General features: G+C 61.4%; 13 protein-coding genes. 7 read left to right on the top strand and 6 right to left on the bottom strand.

Annotated elements, in window-relative coordinates:
* Positions 1-65: 65 nt before the first annotated feature.
* From RLDS_RS34405 to RLDS_RS34380, 6 genes are all read left to right on the top strand, one after another.
* A complete protein-coding gene (locus tag RLDS_RS34405; protein WP_021224978.1) occupies positions 66-602 on the top strand; it encodes an antirestriction protein ArdA in 537 nt (178 codons plus the stop codon).
* A 138-nt stretch (positions 603-740) separates the two neighbouring features.
* Positions 741-1,709: a toll/interleukin-1 receptor domain-containing protein gene (locus RLDS_RS34400; RefSeq protein WP_021224977.1), complete on the top strand. Its 969-nt coding sequence runs from the start codon at positions 741-743 to the stop codon at positions 1,707-1,709.
* A 61-nt stretch (positions 1,710-1,770) separates the two neighbouring features.
* Positions 1,771-2,184 carry a hypothetical protein gene (locus RLDS_RS34395; RefSeq protein WP_021224976.1) on the top strand — a complete coding sequence of 138 codons (414 nt, stop codon included), beginning with the start codon at positions 1,771-1,773 and terminating at the stop codon, positions 2,182-2,184.
* Between the two features lie 29 nt (positions 2,185-2,213).
* A complete protein-coding gene (locus tag RLDS_RS34390; RefSeq protein ID WP_021224975.1) occupies positions 2,214-2,708 on the top strand; it encodes a hypothetical protein in 495 nt (164 codons plus the stop codon).
* Between the two features lie 303 nt (positions 2,709-3,011).
* On the top strand, positions 3,012-3,929 hold the full coding sequence (locus RLDS_RS34385) for an FkbM family methyltransferase (protein ID WP_161626715.1): 918 nt from the start codon (positions 3,012-3,014) through the stop codon (positions 3,927-3,929).
* Positions 3,930-3,988: 59 nt separating this feature from the next.
* Entirely contained in the window at positions 3,989-5,773 is a 1,785-nt protein-coding gene (locus RLDS_RS34380; RefSeq protein WP_021224973.1) for a cation:proton antiporter domain-containing protein, read from the top strand.
* 2 nt (positions 5,774-5,775) lie between these two features.
* Here the strand turns inward: RLDS_RS34380 and RLDS_RS34375 are convergent, their stop codons facing one another.
* From RLDS_RS34375 to RLDS_RS34360, 4 genes are all read right to left on the bottom strand, one after another.
* Positions 5,776-6,717, bottom strand: coding sequence for a glutaminase (locus RLDS_RS34375; RefSeq protein WP_021224972.1), 942 nt, complete (start codon positions 6,715-6,717; stop codon positions 5,776-5,778).
* Positions 6,718-6,976: 259 nt separating this feature from the next.
* Entirely contained in the window at positions 6,977-8,389 is a 1,413-nt protein-coding gene (locus tag RLDS_RS34370; RefSeq protein ID WP_021224971.1) for an efflux transporter outer membrane subunit, read from the bottom strand.
* A 4-nt stretch (positions 8,390-8,393) separates the two neighbouring features.
* A complete protein-coding gene (locus RLDS_RS34365) occupies positions 8,394-11,570 on the bottom strand; it encodes an efflux RND transporter permease subunit (protein ID WP_021224970.1) in 3,177 nt (1,058 codons plus the stop codon).
* 3 nt (positions 11,571-11,573) lie between these two features.
* A complete protein-coding gene (locus tag RLDS_RS34360) occupies positions 11,574-12,758 on the bottom strand; it encodes an efflux RND transporter periplasmic adaptor subunit (protein ID WP_031297576.1) in 1,185 nt (394 codons plus the stop codon).
* A gap of 117 nt (positions 12,759-12,875) precedes the next feature.
* On the opposite strand from RLDS_RS34360, the gene RLDS_RS34355 reads away from it, so the two are divergent.
* Positions 12,876-13,463: a TetR/AcrR family transcriptional regulator gene (locus RLDS_RS34355; protein WP_031297574.1), complete on the top strand. Its 588-nt coding sequence runs from the start codon at positions 12,876-12,878 to the stop codon at positions 13,461-13,463.
* 7 nt (positions 13,464-13,470) lie between these two features.
* Here RLDS_RS34355 and RLDS_RS34350 read toward each other — a convergent pair whose 3' ends face one another.
* Together RLDS_RS34350 and RLDS_RS34345 are read right to left on the bottom strand one after the other, a co-directional pair.
* On the bottom strand, positions 13,471-14,595 hold the full coding sequence (locus RLDS_RS34350) for a glycosyltransferase family 4 protein (RefSeq protein WP_031297572.1): 1,125 nt from the start codon (positions 14,593-14,595) through the stop codon (positions 13,471-13,473).
* A gap of 97 nt (positions 14,596-14,692) precedes the next feature.
* Positions 14,693-17,584, bottom strand: a complete 2,892-nt coding sequence (locus RLDS_RS34345) for a M16 family metallopeptidase (protein WP_021224966.1) — start codon at positions 17,582-17,584, stop codon at positions 14,693-14,695.
* Positions 17,585-17,636: the final 52 nt, after the last annotated feature.

Raw genomic sequence — 17,636 nt, 5'->3', positions numbered from 1 at the left:
CCCCGCTGTTCGCCACGAGGCAGGGTTTCAGATCAGCACTGAAACCCAAACCTACGGAGAATATCATGGGAGCAACCATCACCAGCCAGACCGAAACACCCCGCATCTACGTGGCCTGCCTTGCGGCCTACAATAACGGCATGCTGCATGGCGCGTGGATTGATGCCGCGCAGGAAGCATGGACCTTATGGGATGAGGTGAACGCCATGCTTGCCGCATCCCCCATCGCTGGGGGCGACGAATGGGCTATTCATGACTATGAAGGGTTTGGCGGCATTCGAATTGAGGAATATGCCAGCCTTGACCGCGTGGCAGCGTTGGCGGCGTTCATCGCCGAGCATGGAACATTAGGCGCAGCGCTGCTGGATCATTGCGCTGGCGACGTAGACGAAGCACGGGAGACGTTGGAAGAACGCTATATGGGCAGCCATCACAGCCTTGCCGACTATATGCAGGACATGACCGAGGAAAGCACCGTCATCCCGCATAGCCTGCGCTACTATATCGACTATCAGGCGATGGCCCGCGACGCCGAACTGAATGGCGACCTGTTCACCGTGCAGACGGCGTGGGACGCCGTGCATGTGTTCGCGGGGGCCTGATAGGCAACCGCCACGCAAGCCCTGTGGCGGGCGCGTCCGAAGCCAGCTGACAAGGCGATTGTTCCAGAACATATAGTGATCGATTCGCTTGCCGACCTATCCGCCGACCGCTACCAATGAAGCGATAAAGGAGGCGGTGTGCGCTCGATTTTCTTTTCATACTCCCATGCCGATGAAGCGCTGCGCGATCAGCTTGAGGAGCAGCTAGCCATTCTCAAGCGGCAGCAGGTCATTTCAACCTGGCACGATCGGCGCATTCTGGCAGGATCGGAGTTTGATCCCTCAATTGACGCTAACCTGCAAGCGGCGGATATCATCCTCTTACTGGTCAGCCCTGCTTTTCTGGCCTCAGATTATTGCTATGAGCGGGAAATGACCCTTGCCATGCAGCGGCATGAACGCGGCGAAGCGCGCGTCATCCCTGTCATTCTCCGCCCGTGCGACTGGCACGATGCTCCCTTCGGCAAATTGCTCGCTGCGCCGCGTGATGGGAAGGCCATCACCCAATGGCCCGACCGCGACGAGGCGTTTTTGCAAGTGGCGCAAGCGATTAAGGCAGCTGCCAAGGACACAGGGGCGTCACCTGTTCGCTCGGCTCGTAGTGATGCACCGCCCATTGCGCCGCCTGCGGCTGCGCCTTCTTCCTTTTCGTCGGGGCCACGCTCCAGCAATCTGCGCCTCGCCAAGGAGTTTTCCGAGCGCGACAAGGATCGGTTCAAGCTCGAAACCTTTGAGTTCATCGCCCGGTTCTTCGAGAACTCCCTTGGCGAGCTGGAAGCGCGCAACCAAGGCATCGAGGGTGCCTATCGCCGCATTGATGCCAATAGGTTCAGCGCCGTTATCTACCGTGCCGGAAAGTCCCTTGCACGCTGCACCGTGTTTGTCGGCGGCCAGTTTTTTGCCAACGGCATCGCTTATTCGTCGTCGGAGACCAGCGATAGCAACTCATTCAACGAATGCCTGACCGTCGAAGCTGACGACCAGATGCTCTACCTCAGGGGTATGGGCATGGCGCATTATGGCGGGAACCGCGATAGCAAGCTGTCGCAGGAAGGCGCAGCTGAACTGTTTTGGGCGATGCTCGTAGAGCCGCTCCAGCAACGTTAGGAAGCCCGTGATGCTAAGACCCTCACAATTTTTCGTCGGCCCCATCTCCGAAGGCGAAGAAATGGCGCTGCTGCTTCCCCGCGACAATGACGGAGAGCGAATGCTGCTGTTCGCGCTGAACAGCACCAAAATGGCCGTGATGCTTGAGTCAGGTTTTCTGGCCTTTGAGCGCGAGGGTAATACCGCGTGGAAAGGGGTGCATGTACCCCATGTCCATGTCGAAATTGACCCGGCGTCTCTCAGTGCATCGCAGGGATTCCGCAGTCCCTTAGGCTCGATGGTTCGACATGACAGCTCTCTTTCGATCAACGGGCGGCGGGGTCATGGCAGCCCTACGATAGCCGTGCCGCTGCTTGATAATTTACCACCCTGTACCAGCGATTACGCTGCCACATTTCTTCGATGGCAGATCGTTGTTGGTGAAGGCATCGAGAAACAGGTGCTGCATCAGGTGGATGTAACGCCAAAAACATAGCCATCACGGACGATGAAGGACCAGCCACCATGGACGACGATTTACAGCTACCGCTTCACGCCCTACGGCCCATCGAAATCCAAACGCTTAAAGAGCCGGGGCTCATTTTTCCGGTCGAGCCGAGCCGCCCACTAATGGCGTTCACGCTCTACAATCAGGTGCCCACGGCTATATTCCTGACCGGGGGTAATGCTTTCAAGTTCTTTCCAGTCAAAAATGACACGCGGGGCGTAGGCCTTTTCTTGGCTGCTCCGGAGATTGTGGTCAGCCTACATAGCGCAGCGCGGAGCGAGATCCTGGGCGAGCAGCAAGGAACGTTGCTGCTTCAAGACGGCCAAGCACATATCATCGGCAGCAGGATCGGGGATGACTGGGCAGACCCCGTCGCCGTTCCGCTATGGCAAACGTTTGAAACGCCTGATGCTGTGAAGGCCATCGGCTTTTATCGCTGGAGCATCCGCTTCACGGACGGACTACAGCAGCGAACGATCTGGCAATTCGAAGGGCATGACGGCAAAAAGTGACGCCAGTGCAACGCGCGGCATGAATGCAGATGCCATAGCCAGACTGATCCCGTAATCGACTGGACATCGCAACATAACGATGCAAATAGTCCTACTCAGCGCAAAAACCCACGTTCTGCGTTGGATTACTAGCACCATTTCCTAGCACAGTCTGCACAACAAAATATAATATATCGTTTAAAATCAATTGGTTAGTCGATTGCAAGAGCGGACTTAAAATCCGCCTTCCCCTGGAAATGCGGGTTCAAGTCCCGCCGTCCGCACCATCAACGGCTCGATCGAGCCGCATGAGGAATGACGAGCTTGACGAGACTATGGGGCAAGTGCCGGCGGCTCTTCGGCCGGAACCGGCTGTCACAACAGGATGCTGCCCAATTGGTCGACACGCTTTACCGCAAGCTGTTGTTGCGTGCGCCCGATCCGTCCGGGCTTGAAACCTACACTGCACTCCTGCGCGAAGGTGGCGCAACCGTGGCCCATGTGCTGGACGCCCTGATGACGTCGCCGGAATTCTTCGCCAATCGCGCAGAACTCGCGCAGCGCTGTTACCCGCACCAAAGGGACGGCTTCTTCGCGGACATATCGCAATTTGGCGAGGTCAGCACGCTGCTGCGCGCCATGATCGACATGAGTTGCACGAACAAGATACTGGTGGATGTCGGCGTCATGGGGCGATCCGGTTCGAACAGCTATGATCTTCTGCGCTGGTTCGGTTGGCAGGGACTGCTGGTGGAGGCCAATAGTGGTCTCATCGGCAGCATCAAGGCGCAATTTGGTCCACTGAATTATCGTATCGTCAATTCGGCTGTCTCCGATCATGCCGGGACGGCGACGCTGCATATAGGGTCTTCGGACGGCGTCTCGTCGCTCAACGAAGGGCATAGCCGGATGTTCGGCGCCACCCGGGGCAGCATCACCGTTGAACTGGAAACCTTGCCCGCCATATTGGAGCGCGAGCAGATCCCGCTGCATTTCGATCTTCTGTCGATTGATATCGAGGGCGAAGACATGAAAGTCCTGAGCCATCTGATAGCTTCATCACCCTATCGGCCCAACTGGATCATCGTCGAAGCGGGGGATGTCGGCGACTACCGCGCCGGATCGCTTCCCCTGATCGCAGCATTCGATGAACTTTATGAGGCGGTGGGACAAACCCAGGCCAATCTGATTTTCCGCCGCCGCGGCTTGGTGGCCGCGCTCTATGGCGCGGCGCCAGCATGATCACGGCTTTTTTCTACTTCGACACTGGCCTTTCGCTCTCGCAGCGGCAATGATGGGGCATGGCCGGCGCGATTGATCCCAATAGTTTCAGTGACTCCCTCGTAATCCTTGGTGCGGCGGGGCTGGTGATACCTGGCTTCGCGCGCTTTCGGATCAGCCCGGTAATCGGCTTCATCCTGGTCGGGCTGGCGGTCGGACCCGCCGGGCTGGGCGCCCTGGTCGAGCGCTATCCCTGGCTTTATCATATCACCATCTCCGATAGAGAAGCGATCGAGCCCTTTGCCGAGCTGGGCATCATCCTGCTGCTCTTTTCGATCGGTCTGGAACTGAGTTTCAAACGCCTGTGGTCGATGCGCGCGCAGGTGTTCGGGGTTGGTGCGGCCGAATTGTTCGGCAGCGGACTGCTGATTGCGGCGGGACTCTATCTTCTGGGGCAACCCACCGCCGGGGCGATCGGCCTTGGCCTCGCCCTCGCCCTCTCCTCCACCGCCGTCGTGCTCCCGATGGTCGGCACGCAGAGCGCGGTTGGCCGCGCCGCCTTCTCGATGCTGCTGTTCGAAGATCTTGCGCTGGTCCCCATCATCTTCATGCTCGGCGCGCTTGCCCCCTCGGTCGCCAGCAGCCCGGATGGCGCGTGGAGCGCGCTCGCCAGCACATTGATCAAGGGGGGCGTGACCGTTGGCGTCATGCTGATCCTGGGGCGGATCACCCTGCCCCATATTTTCAGCCAAGCCGCACGCACGAAAAGCCCCGAAGTCTTCCTGGCTGCCAGCCTGCTGGTCGTCATCATTTCCAGCATGGCAACGTCGATCGCGGGTCTGTCTCCGATCGTCGGTGCGCTGGTCGCGGGCTTGTTGATCGCCGAAACCGATTATCATGGCGAAGTCGAGGTCATCACGGCCCCGTTCAAGGGCTTGGCGCTCGGCGTCTTTCTGATCACCGTGGGCATGAGTCTGGACCTGCGCGTCATCCTGGCCAACTGGCCCAGCCTGATGCTCGCCGTGTTCGGCGTCGTGCTGTGCAAAACGCTGGTGACAGCGACCCTGCTCTATTTTTCGGGCACCCGCAAAGGGACCGCGCTGGAAGTGGGGGTGCTGATGTCCAGCCCGTCCGAAACGACATTGATCGTGCTGTCCGCGGCCGCCGCGGCGCAGCTGATCCTGCCATCGACCGCCGCCTTCTGGCAGATCGTGACGGCAATCGGCCTCACCATCACGCCGCTGCTCGCCCGATTCGGCCATGATATCGCCCGCCGCCTGGAAATGGCTTTGGGCGAGGAAAGAGCGGAGACCGACGAGGTGCAGACGGAGGCTGCGGCGGTTGTCATCGGCTTTGGCCGGGTCGGCCGCATGGTCTGCGACCTTTTGCGCACACATGGTCAGCGCTTCATCGTCGTGGAGTCCGACCCTGATGTCGTGGCGGAGGCGCGCCGGTCGGGCTATCCTATCCTGTTTGGCGACGTCGCGCGCGTCGAAATGCTCGACAAGCTGCGCCTGGGCCATGCGCGCGCGCTTATTCTGACGATGGACGATCCGGTGCTGTCGGTTCGCGTGACGCAGCGGGTGCGCGGATGGGTGCCGGACCTTCCCATTATTGCGCGCGCGCGCGATGCCGACCATGCCGCGCAGCTCTATCGCGCCGGCGCCAGCGACGCCGTCCCCGAAACGCTCGAAAGCTCACTGCAACTGGCGGAAACCGCGCTGGTAGACCTTGGCGTCGCCATGGGGCCGGTCATCGCCTCCATTCACCAGACGCGCGAGGATTTGCGTCTGGGGATCAAGGATGCGGCGCAGATGCAGAAAGCGCCCAAATTACGGCGGCTGCGCGCAGACGAAACACTGTGAGGTCAGCGGGCGACGGGCGGGCTGAAGATCGACCATCCGGTCCGGCTGGACAGCTCCTCCAGCGCTAATGTGCCCAGCTGGCTGTTGCCGCTGGCGTTCAGCCCCGGTGACCACACCGCGATCGACGCGCGCCCCGGCACGATCGCCAAGATGCCACCCCCGACCCCCGATTTGCCGGGCATGCCAACCCGAAAGGCGAAGTCGCCCGATGCGTCATAATGGCCGCAGGTCAACATCAGCGCGTTGATACGCCGCGCCCGGCGCGGTGACACCACCCGACCGCCATCGGGATGTCGCCCGTCCAGCATCAGATAGCGCCCCGCAAGCGCCAGCTGCCGGCAACTCATCTCGATCGCGCATTGGTGAAAATAGGCGCCGAGCACCAGTTCGACCGGATGGCGCACATTGTCGAAGGCGCGCATATAATTGGCGAGCGCCATGTTGCGGAAGCCCGATGCGGTTTCGGAAGCCGCGACCGCTTCGTTAATGGCGATATCGTCGTCACCCGCCAGATAGCGCAGAAAACGGAGCATTTCCCCGATGGCAACGCGCGGCTGGTGCCCGCTCAGATTGACGTCGGCGACCACAATGGCGCCTGCGTTGATGAAGGGATTGCGGGGAATGCCCTGCTCATGCTCCAGCTGCACGATTGAATTGAAAGCGGTGCCCGATGGCTCCCGTCCCACGCGATCCCATAGCTGATCGCCAACCTTCCCAAGCGCTAGTGTCAGCGCGAACACCTTTGATATGGACTGGATGGAAAAGCGCAGGTCGGCCTCGCCGCCTGTCACCATTTGCCCGTCCGCCGTCGCCACGGCGATGCCGAAATGATGCGGCGCCACCTTGGCGAGTTCGGGGATATAGTGGGCAACACGGCCGCGATCCTGAGCGCCCTGCATGGTGGCGACGATGTCTGCCACGATATCGGTAAGATCGTCCGCCATGTCTTCCTTGATGCTCCCCAAGACACCTTAGCGACAAGCAGGACAGGAAAGAAGATGGCCAACGCGCAAGGGCGCATCGCTGGCAGGACGTGATGATCCAAAGCGGGTCACGCCACTGGCGGCGCTGGTAGTTCGCGCAACGGTCGATCTTGCGAGCGCAATAGCCCAACAAACCCGCCGTCGCTTGCCAACCGCAAAAACAGGAAGGCAGCCTATCGCCGCCGCCACCGCTCTCCCGCCCGCTGAGTGCGGTCAAAACCTATTTAAGGCCGCCGCCCATCGCTCGGTACAGTTCGACCATATTGGCCTCGCGCGTCAACCGGGTGGCAACCAGAGATTGTTCGGCGGTGTAGAGCGATCGCTGCGAATCCAGAGTGGTCAGGAAACTGTCCACCCCCGCCCTGAACCGGGCTTCGGAGAGGGTGTAGGCGACACGAGCCGAATCGCGCAGCGACGTCTGGGCCTCCAGCTGCCGCTCCATCGTCCCCCGCCGAGCCAATGCGTCGGCAACTTCCCTGAAACCGGTCTGCACGCTTTTCTCATATGTCGCCACCATGGCGTCATAGGTCGCCCGTGCGTAACGGAGATTCCCCTGATTGCGCCCGAAATCAAAGATCGGCACGCTTGCCGACGGCGCTACCGACCAGAAATCCGATCCCGATCCGAACAGATTGGAAAGCCCCTGACTGATGGATCCGAACGCTGCCGTCAGTGAGATATTGGGGAAGAAAGCCGCCCGCGCCGCACCGATATTGGCATTGGCGGATCGCAACTGATGCTCCACAGACGCGATATCGGGCCGCTGTAACAGAATGTCGGACGTGATGTTGGCCGGCAGGTTCGTGATCGTCGCCCCGCCCGTCGGCAGGCTGTCAGGCAGGTCGGTTGCGGGCACCGTCGTGCCGGCCAGCAGGTTGAGCGCATTCTGGTCCTGCGCGACCAGCGTGGTCGCATCCGCAATATCCGATCGTGCCTGGTCATAGCTGGTCTGCGCCTGGCGCACCTCCAGTTCCGATGCGATACCCTTGTCGAACCGGGCCTTGGTAAGGGCCAGGGTTTTGCCGAACGCCCCCTCCAGTTCCCGCGCGATACGCAGCCGTTCCTGATCTGCCGCCATCGTCAGCCAGGCATTGGCGGTTTCCGCGACAAGGCTCGTCTGCGCGGCCTTGCGGTTTTCCTCGCTTGCAAAATATTGCTCCAGCGCCGCCTTGCTGAGGTTGCGGACGCGGCCGAACAGATCGATTTCCCATGCAGAGACGCCGACCTGCGCCTGATAAACGTCGTTGTTCAGCCGCTGCGTCTGGCCGAACTGGACCAGCGGTTGCTCGGAATAGGTCGCCGTGCCGCTCGCATTCACAGTCGGAAGGAGATCGGCCCTTTGCACCCGATATTGCGCGCGCGCCTGGGCGACATTGGCGACAGCGATGCGCAGGTCGCGGTTGTTGGCCAACGCCGTCTCGATCACGCGGACCATGCGGGGGTCGGTGAAAAAGTCTCGCCATGCCGTGTCCGCCGGGATGACCGCCGTGCCCTCGCCGGTCTCAGAGTAGGCCGGCCCCTTCGGGCTTTCGATCGGCACCGGCAGGTCGGGCCGCACATATTTGGGTGCCAGATCGCACGCTGCCAAAGTCAGCGCCAAGGTGACAGCGCTCAGCGTCTTGATGCTGCGCATAGTCTCAAGCCTCCTGCGACGACGAGCGCGCATCGGCGCTATCGGTCGCGTCGTGATCATGATGTTCCCGGAACAAGCGTTTCACCACCGTGAAGAAGACCGGAACGAAGAAGATGGCCAGAACGGTCGCGGACAGCATGCCGCCTACCACGGCCCAGCCGATGGCATTCTGCCCACCCGCGCCCGCGCCGGTGGACAGCGCCAGCGGCAGGACGCCGAAAACGAAGGCGAAGCTGGTCATCAGGATCGGCCGCAGGCGCAGCTTGCCGGCCTCCAGCGCAGCGCGGGCCGGCGGCAACCCCTCGCGCATTTTTTCCTCGGCAAATTCGACGATCAGGATCGCATTCTTGGCCGATACGCCGATGGTGGTGATAAGGCCGACCTGCAAATAAATGTCGTTGTTAAGGCCCGCCAGCGTCGCGGCGATGACCGCGCCCAGCACGCCCAAGGGCACCACCAGGATGACCGCGATCGGCACCGACCAGCTTTCATATAAGGCGGCAAGGCACAGGAACACGATCAGCATCGACAGGGCGTAGACATAGGGGGCCTGACCGCCAGAGGTCTTCTCCTCATAGGAAATGCCGTTCCAGCTAAAGCCAATGCCTGCCGGCAGTTTGGCGGCATGTTCCTCCATCGCCTGCATCGCCGTTCCGCTGGAAACGCCCGGTGCCGGCCCGCCCAGGATGTTCATCGACGGCACCCCGTTGAAGCGTTCCAGACGCGCTGGCCCCTGGACCCATTCGGTCGTCGAAAAGGCGGACAGAGGGGCCATTTCCCCGGAGCTGCCCCGGACATGATAGGCGCCGATCGCGTCTGCCGAGGTGCGATAAGGCGCATCGGCCTGAACATAGACGCGCTTCACGCGGTCCCGATCAATGAAGTCATTGACATAGGAGCCGCCCAAATTGGTGCTGATCGTATCGTTGACGTCGGCCTGCGCGATGCCAAGGGCCCCCGCAGCCGCCTGATCGACGTTCAATTTCAGCTGAGGCGTATCTTCCAGGCCGTTGGGCCGCACCTGCGCCAGCCTCTGATCGCCCATCGCCATGCCGAGCAACTGGTTGCGTGCCGCCAATAGCTTGTCATGGCCTAGATTGCCCTGGTCGAGCAGCTGGAAATCAAAACCGGACGCATTACCCAGTTCCTGAACGGCTGGCGGCACGAAGGCGATGGCCATGCCGGCGGTGATCTTCTGGAACGCCATGTTCGCACGCTGCGCGATCGCCGGGACCGCATTTTCCGCGCCCTTGCGATCCGCCCAATCCTTCATGCGGGCAAAGACGATGCCGACATTCTGCCCCTGCCCCACAAAGCCAAAGCCCGCGATGGTGAAGACAGCCTCCACATTATTCTTTTCATTAACCAGATAGTGGTCGCGCATCCGCGCCAATGACCGCTCGGTTTCCTCCAGCGTCGACCCAGCCGGCAGCGATAGCTGCGCGATGAGCAGGCCCTGGTCCTCTTCGGGCAAGAAGCCCGATGGCAGCCGCAGGAAGATAAATGCCATTCCCACCACGATCAGCAGATAGAGCAGCATGGTGCGGCCCCAGCGACGCTCCACCTTTTCGACGCCTTCGCCATAGCGCGTGACGCCCTTGTCGAAGGTGCGGTTGAACCAGCCGAAAAACCGCCCGAAGATCGATCCGAACCGTCCTGACCATTGGTCATGGCCATGCGACGCGGGCTTCAGGATCGTCGCGCACAGGGCGGGCGTCAGGATCAACGCCACCAGAACCGACAGGATCATGGAGGATACGATGGTGATGGAGAATTGCCGGAAAATAACGCCGGTCGACCCGCCAAAAAAGGCCATCGGCAGAAATACCGCAGACAGCACCAAGCCAATGCCGATCAACGCGCCGCTGATTTCATCCATGGACCGCCGCGCGGCTTCCTTGGGCGTCAGGCCTTCATCCTGGATCAGCCGCTCGACATTTTCCACCACGACGATCGCGTCGTCGACCAGCAGGCCGATCGCCAGAACCATACCGAACAAGGTCAGCGTGTTGATGGTGAAACCGGCCGCGTAGAGGACCGCCAACGCGCCAAGCAGGACGACCGGCACGGCAATGGTGGGGATGAGCGTCGCGCGCCAGTTCTGCAAGAAAACGAACATGACGACGAAGACGAGCAGTATTGCTTCGAACAGCGTATGGATCACCTGCTCGACCGACAATGTCACGAACTCGGAATTGTCGACCGGGAAATCATATTTGACCCAGGATGGAAAATTCTTCGACAATTCGTCTACGCGGGTCTTCACGGCATCGACGGTGTCGAGCGCATTGGCGCCGGGTGCCAGCTTCACGCCGAAACCAGACGCGGGATGGCCATTGAATTTGACGCCAAAGCCGTAATTTTCAGCCCCAAGCTCGACACGGGCGACATCGGACAACAGGACGACCGACCCGTCGCTGTTGCTGCGCAGCCGAATATTCTCAAACTCCTCGGTCGTCCGCAGCCGGGATTGCGCCGTGACGGTCGCGTTGAGAGCCTGCCCTTTGGGCGAGGGCGCGCCGCCGATCTGCCCCGCTGAAACCTGAGCATTTTGTGCCTGGATCGCGGACTTCACATCGCCCGTCGTGATGCGCAAATTCGCCATCTTGTAGGGATCGAGCCAGATGCGCATCGCATATTGCGATCCGAAAAGCTGCGTATCGCCCACGCCGGTGACGCGACTGAGCGGGTCCTGCAAGGTGGATGCGATGAAGTCGGCCGCGTCCTCCTGATCATGAATGCCATCGTCGGCGTAGACCGCTGCGATCAAAAGGAAACTGGATGTGGACTTGCCGACCCGCAGCCCTTGCTGCTGCACCTCTTGCGGCAGCAGCGGCGTCGCCTGCGACAATTTATTCTGAACCTGCACCTGCGCAATGTCGGGGTCCGTGCCCTGCTCGAACGTCAGCGTGATGCTGAGATTGCCCGACCCGTCGCTGGTGGACGAGAAATAGCGCAGATTGTCGATGCCCTTGAGCTGCTGCTCGATGATTTGGGTCGTCGTGCTTTCCAGCGTTTGAGCATTGGCGCCAGGATAGCTGGTCTGGATCGTGACCGCCGGCGGTGCGATCTCAGGGAACTGCGCGACCGGAAGGGACCGGATCGCCAGCAGGCCCGCGAGCATGATCACGATGGCGATGACCCATGCAAAGATGGGCCTGTCGATGAAATAGCGCGCCATGGTTTAGTTGGCCTCGCCCTGAATCTGTTGGCCCGCGCGGGGCTTTCCACCCTGCTGCTGCGCCGTTATCTGCTGTGGCGCACCGGGGCGAACCACAGCACCGGGTTGAAGATTGACCAGCCCTTCCACAATCAGCTTGTCTCCGGGTTTCAGGCCGCTGGTGACAATCCATTTGTCGCCAACGGCGCGATCAACTTCGACCTGTCGTAGCTCGGCCTTATTGCCTTTACCCACCACCATCGCCGTTGCGCGGCCCCGCGCGTCGCGACTGATGCCCTGCTGCGGCGCAAGGATCGCGGAGTTGCGCCGGCCTTCGACCAGTCGCGCGCGAACATACATGCCTGGAAGCAGCAACCCATCGGGATTGGGGAATGTCGCACGCAGCGTCACCGCTCCGGTATCGGGGTCCACCGTCACTTCGGAAAACTGGAGCCGTCCCTCAATGGGGTAGACCGTGCCGTTGGGCAGCATCAACTGAATCCGGGCCCCGTCGGCTTCACTGACCCCGCCCTTTTTCATCGCTTGCTTCAAATCGATGATTTCCGCTGCCGACTGCGTCACGTCTACATAGACTGAATCGAGGCGCTGGATCGTCGCAAGCGGGTCCGCCTGTCCGGTCTGCACCAGTGCACCAGCAGTGAACAGCGACCGCCCGATCCGACCGGATATGGGCGCACGGATGCGCGTAAAGCCAAGGTTTACCTGCGCAGCCTGCACCGCGCCACGCTGCGCCGCAACATCCGCGCGTGCCTGCTGCGCACTGGCGACCGCATTGTCATATTCCTGCCGGCTGACCGCGTTGATTCCCACCAGATCCTTGTAGCGCTGGGCTTGCAGGCTGGTCGAGCCGATGGCGGCCTGCGCGCGTGCGAGGGCCCCTTGTGCCTGTGCCAAGGCGGCACGATAGGGCGCGTCCTCCACTTCGAACAAAACCTGGCCGGCGCGGACATAGCCGCCTTGGGGGAACAGGCTGCGACGGATGACACCACTGATTTGCGGGCGCACTTCTGCGGTTTCCAGCGCCGCCACTCGTCCTGGCAGTTCATTGACCAAGGGCACGGACTGCGTAGTTACCGTCACCACCCCGACCGCAGGCGGCGGGGGCGCAGGCGGCTGGCTTTCGCCACAACCGCTCAACGCCAATGCCGACGCGCACGTCAGCAGCACGGTGAAAATCCCCTTTTGCATCGCCTGAATCCGTTTTGCCTGAAACCCGATGGCGGAATGAACGTTCATTCCGCTTGCTGCGCAGGTAGGATCATGCCACAGAAAGTTCAAGGCTCAAAAAAGCCATTGGGGGTAGAAATGAGTGCAGTGCAGCATGAAGTCGATGGACGTGCGCGGATCTTGACCGCCGCGCGCTCGCTTTTTTCAAGCAAGGGCTTCCATCAGACCTCCATGGCCCAGCTGGCCAGCGCCGCTCAGGTTTCCGTTGGACAAATCTATCGCCTGTTCAAGGGCAAGGAAGACGTGATCGAGGCGCTGGTGCGCGTCGATTCGGACGCGTGGACCGCCCAAATGACCATTCTTCGCTCCCGCCTCGACGCGAAGGAGCTGTCAGTCGAACAGGCCTTTGAAGCCATGCTGCTTCACAGCACCGACGAAAAAGATGAAGCGCTGTCGTTCGAGATCCTGGCCGAAGCCTTTCGTAACGAAGCGGTCGGTGGAATGATTGGCCAGCTGTGCCTTGGATTTCGCGTCGTGTTGCGTGACTTCGCCTGTGTCGCGAATCCCGACTTGACTGGAGAAGCGCTAGACGCGGCGGAAGAATTGCTTTTGGCGTGCATGTTCGGGCTGGGCCATCGCACATTGTCGCGGCCAAAGCTTCCCGCCGTCATTGCCGCAAAGCGAGCGGCGCAGATGATCGTCGCGGGGTTAAAGGCAATACGCTGACGATCGCTCAACGCAAGGAGCGATACACCTCCACTGTTTCCTGCGCGCACCTGTCCCAGCTATAGCGACCGGCAACCGCCAGCCCCCCGCGTATAGCGTTCTGCCGCCAATCGTCATCCTCCAAAGCCCGAACAAGCGCCGCCGAAAATCCGGCAATATCCTCCGGCTCGACCAACATCGCAGCACCGCCGGTGACTTCGGGCAGGCAGGATGCGTTGGATACGACGACGGGCACACCACTGGCCATCGCCTCGACTGGCGGCAGGCCGAACCCTTCATAGACCGATGGATACACGAACAGGGCAGCGCCGGCGTAGAGCAACGGTAAATCCTGTTCCGGCACGAAGCCCAGATATCGCACCCACCCTTCGCGCGCGCCCTTGTCCATTAAATCGCGGACGGCGTCGCTCAGCCACCCCGATCCACCCGTTACCATCAGCGGCCACCGGTCGCGCACGGCTATGGGCAGGTTTTTCCAGGCGTGCAGCAATTCCGTGATGCGCTTGCGCGGTTCAACGGTCGACACGCAAAGTGCATAGCCTTGTGGCGCCAGGCCGTAATGCGCCAACGTCGCGCCAATCTTATCAGCGGTGCGCGGCTGAAATGCCGGACTGGCTGCAAGCGGTACTGCGGTAATGCGCGACAGGTCAAAACCCAGGAAATGGGCGACTTCCCGGCGCGTCGTCTCGCTATCCGTGATGATATGCGCGGCGCGGTCGACAGACAGACGAAAATAGCGCTCAAACTGCGCCAGCCGCTCGGGCGGATGCGTTTCGGCATAGCGAAACACCGACAGGTCATGCACGGTGATGACGCCCCCCTCCCCAGCGGGCGGCAGGAAGTAATTGGGTCCGTGGAACAGGTGGCTGCGCATCGTTGCCGCCTGCTTCAACCGAACGGCCCATTGATTGCGCTTGCGCAGCCATCGCAACGGCTTGTTGCCCCAAAGGGGTTGCCGGCCATCGGTCAGCAGCAATCCAGGATCGGTGATCCACTGACCATTGCGATAATAGCGAACGCTTTCGACATCCTTGATCAACGGCAATCGCTGCGCCAGTTCCCAGCTATAGCGGCCTATACCCGAAAGGCGCGGCTCCAGCGCTTCCACCGACAGGATCACCCGTACGCTCAACGCCGTCCGCCCTTCATTGCCCCTGCCCTACGCTGCCAAAGCCGCCGCCTAGTCGTCCGGCCCGTTCAGGGGCAAGAAAAAAGCCGCAAATGATCCCTTATTTGGCGGCCACGCCTTCGGGTAGCACGATCGCCGACCAGCTTTTGGCAGAAACCAAATATTTGGCGGCGAGCGCCTGCAATTGCGCCGGCGTGACGCTCAGCATGTCCTTACCCATATTTTGCATGGCCTGGACATAGCGCGGATCATGCGTCGCCCCTTCCATCTGGTTCATCCAGAAGGCGTTGCCCGTGCTCGCGCGCATCAGCAATTGCTGCATTGGCGCAACCGTGCGCTGAAGTTCATCGGCGCTGACGGGATTGGCCGCCAGATCGGCCGCCGTCGCCTTCACCGCATCGTAAAAATAGCTGATCCGGTCGGGCCGCACCTGGCTTGTAACCAATATATATCCGCCACTATCATAGGAAAATGGCCAGTTATTCTGGACACTGGGTGAATAGACCGCGCCTTCCGTCGACCGCAGCTTGTCGAACAGGCGGTCGTTAAAGATCTGCGTCAATATTTCCAGCTGGCGCCCTTCCTGCTGCAAGGCAAAACCGCCAGCAGTGGGCCAGGCCATGACGGCGGCGGCCTGATCCTTGTCGCCCTTGTGCCGTAACACCACGGGCTTTTCGACATGAGCGGGAAAGCGCATCGCCTTGTTCGCGGCCGGGACCGGCGTGTCGGCCCGTGGGGGCAATGCGCCAAATGTGGCGGCGACCGCCTTGATCGCATCATCAGCGTCGACATGCCCGAACAGCTGAATTTCGATCGGTCCCGAAGCCAGCACCGGCGCCCATGTCGCGCGGAAGGATTCCGGCGTCAGAGCGTCAATCTCCGCGCGCGACGGCGTGCGGAAGCGCACATCCTTGTCATGCAGCAACCAGTTGAGATCACGCCCCAGCACCGAGTCCGGCGCGCGGGACATGGCGTCATAAGCGACCATCGCACCGGTCTTGACCCGTGCGATCGGGGCCGGGTCCCAGCCGGGCTTGGCCAGCTTGGCGGCAAACAGCCGCAGTTGATCCTTATAGTCCGCCGGCCGCGTCACCGCCTGCATTTCAAAGGCGTCGTCGTCGGTGTCGAAATCCATCCCCATGCGGCGGCCGATCATCAGCTCGTCCAGCTCACTCTGGCCCAGATCGCCGATGCCGCTCGCCATCAGTGCATAGCCGCCGGCCCAGCTGGGCACCGGCTTCACCGGCGAAAAGGCCTGCTGACCATGGCCGAAGCGGACATTGATCCGTACTTTTTCCGGTTCGGCGTCATTGGCGAACAGCACCAGCTTCACCCCGTTGGAGAAGGTGATCGTCTCCATGCCCGGCAAACCGACCTGCATCCGCGATACCACTGTCCCCGGCGTACCCAGGTTGGGCAGGTCAGACATCGTAACGGGCTTGTCCGAAAGCCGCGCGTCGGTGGCGGCCTTGACCGGCGCGGCAAGGGCAGCGGCCAGTCGTTCGTCCTGCCCCGGCTCGACCTTGCTCGTCACCAGCATTGCCCGGAACACCCCCGCGGAAAACAGACGCCGCGTGGAATCGAGTATCTTCTGCGGGGTCATCGCTGGTTTGCCGGCCCGGAATATCTCCACCGCCGCCTGCGGACTGACCGTCGTTTCGCGAATATCGACGGCGCTCACCAGGTCAGTCGCTTGCTTGGCTCCCGCTTCTGTCGGCGCATTTTCGACCTGGATCGCGAGCGCGGTATCCATCTGCGCATATTCGCGGTCGATCTCTGCCTGGCTGGGGGGCGCGGCCTTGGCGTCCTCGATGATCGCCCGCACGTCGCGCAGGGGCTTTTGCCAATCATCATTGCTAGGCATGATCGAGACGAAGGTGCCGTCGGCGGACCGGCTGACATCTTGCTGCTCGACGCTGGCTTGCAGGAAGCTGCCACCGCTGCGGGCCGCCCGTTCCAGCCGCCGGCTGACGATCTGCAACGCCAGCATGTCGGTCAGCTTGTCCTGGTTATAAACGATGGTGTCGGCATGCGGGGTCCAGGGCCGCAGCCAGGCCATGGTCAGGCTGACCGGCACGCCGGGTTCGACAAATACGCGCGTCGCTGGCGCCTTCGGATCGGGCGCGCCAAAGTCGGGGATGTTCGCGCCTTTCCCGGTCGGGTTCCAGCCGGCGAAATTATCCTTGATCAGCTGTTCGGCAAGCGCCGGATCAATATCCCCCGAAATCGCGATCACGGTGTTTTCGGGCCGATACCAGCGTTGATGGAATGCTTCCATTTTCGCAGGCGTAGCGGCCTTCAGCGTCTCCACCGTGCCGATCGGCGCATGTTCCGCCAAAGGCTGACCGGCAAAGAAATGCAGTCGGTTGGCGTCGGAAATGCGGCTTTGCGGGCCATCGCTCTCGCGCTTCTCGGCCAGCACCACCGCGCGCTCGGCATCGACCGATGTCTCGTTGATATTGGGCTCGGCCATCATGCCGGCCAATATCTTCATGCTTTCGCTCAAACTGGCCTGCGTCGCCTGCGGCAGGTCGAGGGCATAGGTCGTGCCCGTGGGCGTGGTCTGCGCGTTGCTGTCGCTGCCGAAGGTGACGCCCAGCCGCTGCCAGATGCGCTTGGATTCGCCATCGGGCACATGGCGCGAACCGCGCATGGTCAGGTGCTCCATATAATGGGCGTAACCCTGCTCATCCTCGCGCTCCATGAGCGAGCCGACATCCATCCGTAGACGGATCGATACCTGCCCCGGCGGAACGCCATTGCGCCGGACAGCATAGCGCAATCCGTTGGGTAGCGTGCCGAACCGCCATGCGGCGTCAATCGGTACATCGCTATTTTCATACAGCCAAGGGCGAACCTGCGCCTTGCCCGCATCCTGATTGACCGGAGCCGCAGGCCGCTGCGCTGGAGCGGCCAGCGATTGCGGCGCGCCGGACAGCAACAGGGAGAGGATGAGGAGCGAGGCGGCCGAACGGCGGGAGGAAAAACGCATAGGCGGACGAACCTAGCGCCCTTTTCCTGAACCACCACTGACAAAATCAGGA

This window comes from Sphingobium lactosutens DS20 (assembly GCF_000445105.1).
In the GTDB taxonomy this organism is placed as follows: Bacteria; Pseudomonadota; Alphaproteobacteria; order Sphingomonadales; family Sphingomonadaceae; genus Sphingobium; species Sphingobium lactosutens.
This window is presented reverse-complemented; position numbering and strand designations above follow the sequence as displayed.

Excerpts from the sequence above, each read along its gene's own strand:
- RLDS_RS34405 (WP_021224978.1), top strand. The coding sequence starts at position 66 with ATGGGAGCAACCATCACCAGCCAGACCGAAACACCCCGCATCTACGTG.
- RLDS_RS34395 (WP_021224976.1), top strand. The coding sequence starts at position 1,771 with ATGGCGCTGCTGCTTCCCCGCGACAATGACGGAGAGCGAATGCTGCTG.
- RLDS_RS34390 (WP_021224975.1), top strand. The coding sequence starts at position 2,214 with ATGGACGACGATTTACAGCTACCGCTTCACGCCCTACGGCCCATCGAA.
- RLDS_RS34380 (WP_021224973.1), top strand. The coding sequence starts at position 3,989 with ATGGCCGGCGCGATTGATCCCAATAGTTTCAGTGACTCCCTCGTAATC.
- RLDS_RS34375 (WP_021224972.1), bottom strand. The coding sequence starts at position 6,717 with ATGGCGGACGATCTTACCGATATCGTGGCAGACATCGTCGCCACCATG.
- RLDS_RS34370 (WP_021224971.1), bottom strand. The coding sequence starts at position 8,389 with ATGCGCAGCATCAAGACGCTGAGCGCTGTCACCTTGGCGCTGACTTTG.
- RLDS_RS34365 (WP_021224970.1), bottom strand. The coding sequence starts at position 11,570 with ATGGCGCGCTATTTCATCGACAGGCCCATCTTTGCATGGGTCATCGCC.
- RLDS_RS34360 (WP_031297576.1), bottom strand. The coding sequence starts at position 12,758 with ATGCAAAAGGGGATTTTCACCGTGCTGCTGACGTGCGCGTCGGCATTG.
- RLDS_RS34355 (WP_031297574.1), top strand. The coding sequence starts at position 12,876 with ATGAGTGCAGTGCAGCATGAAGTCGATGGACGTGCGCGGATCTTGACC.
- RLDS_RS34345 (WP_021224966.1), bottom strand. The coding sequence starts at position 17,584 with ATGCGTTTTTCCTCCCGCCGTTCGGCCGCCTCGCTCCTCATCCTCTCC.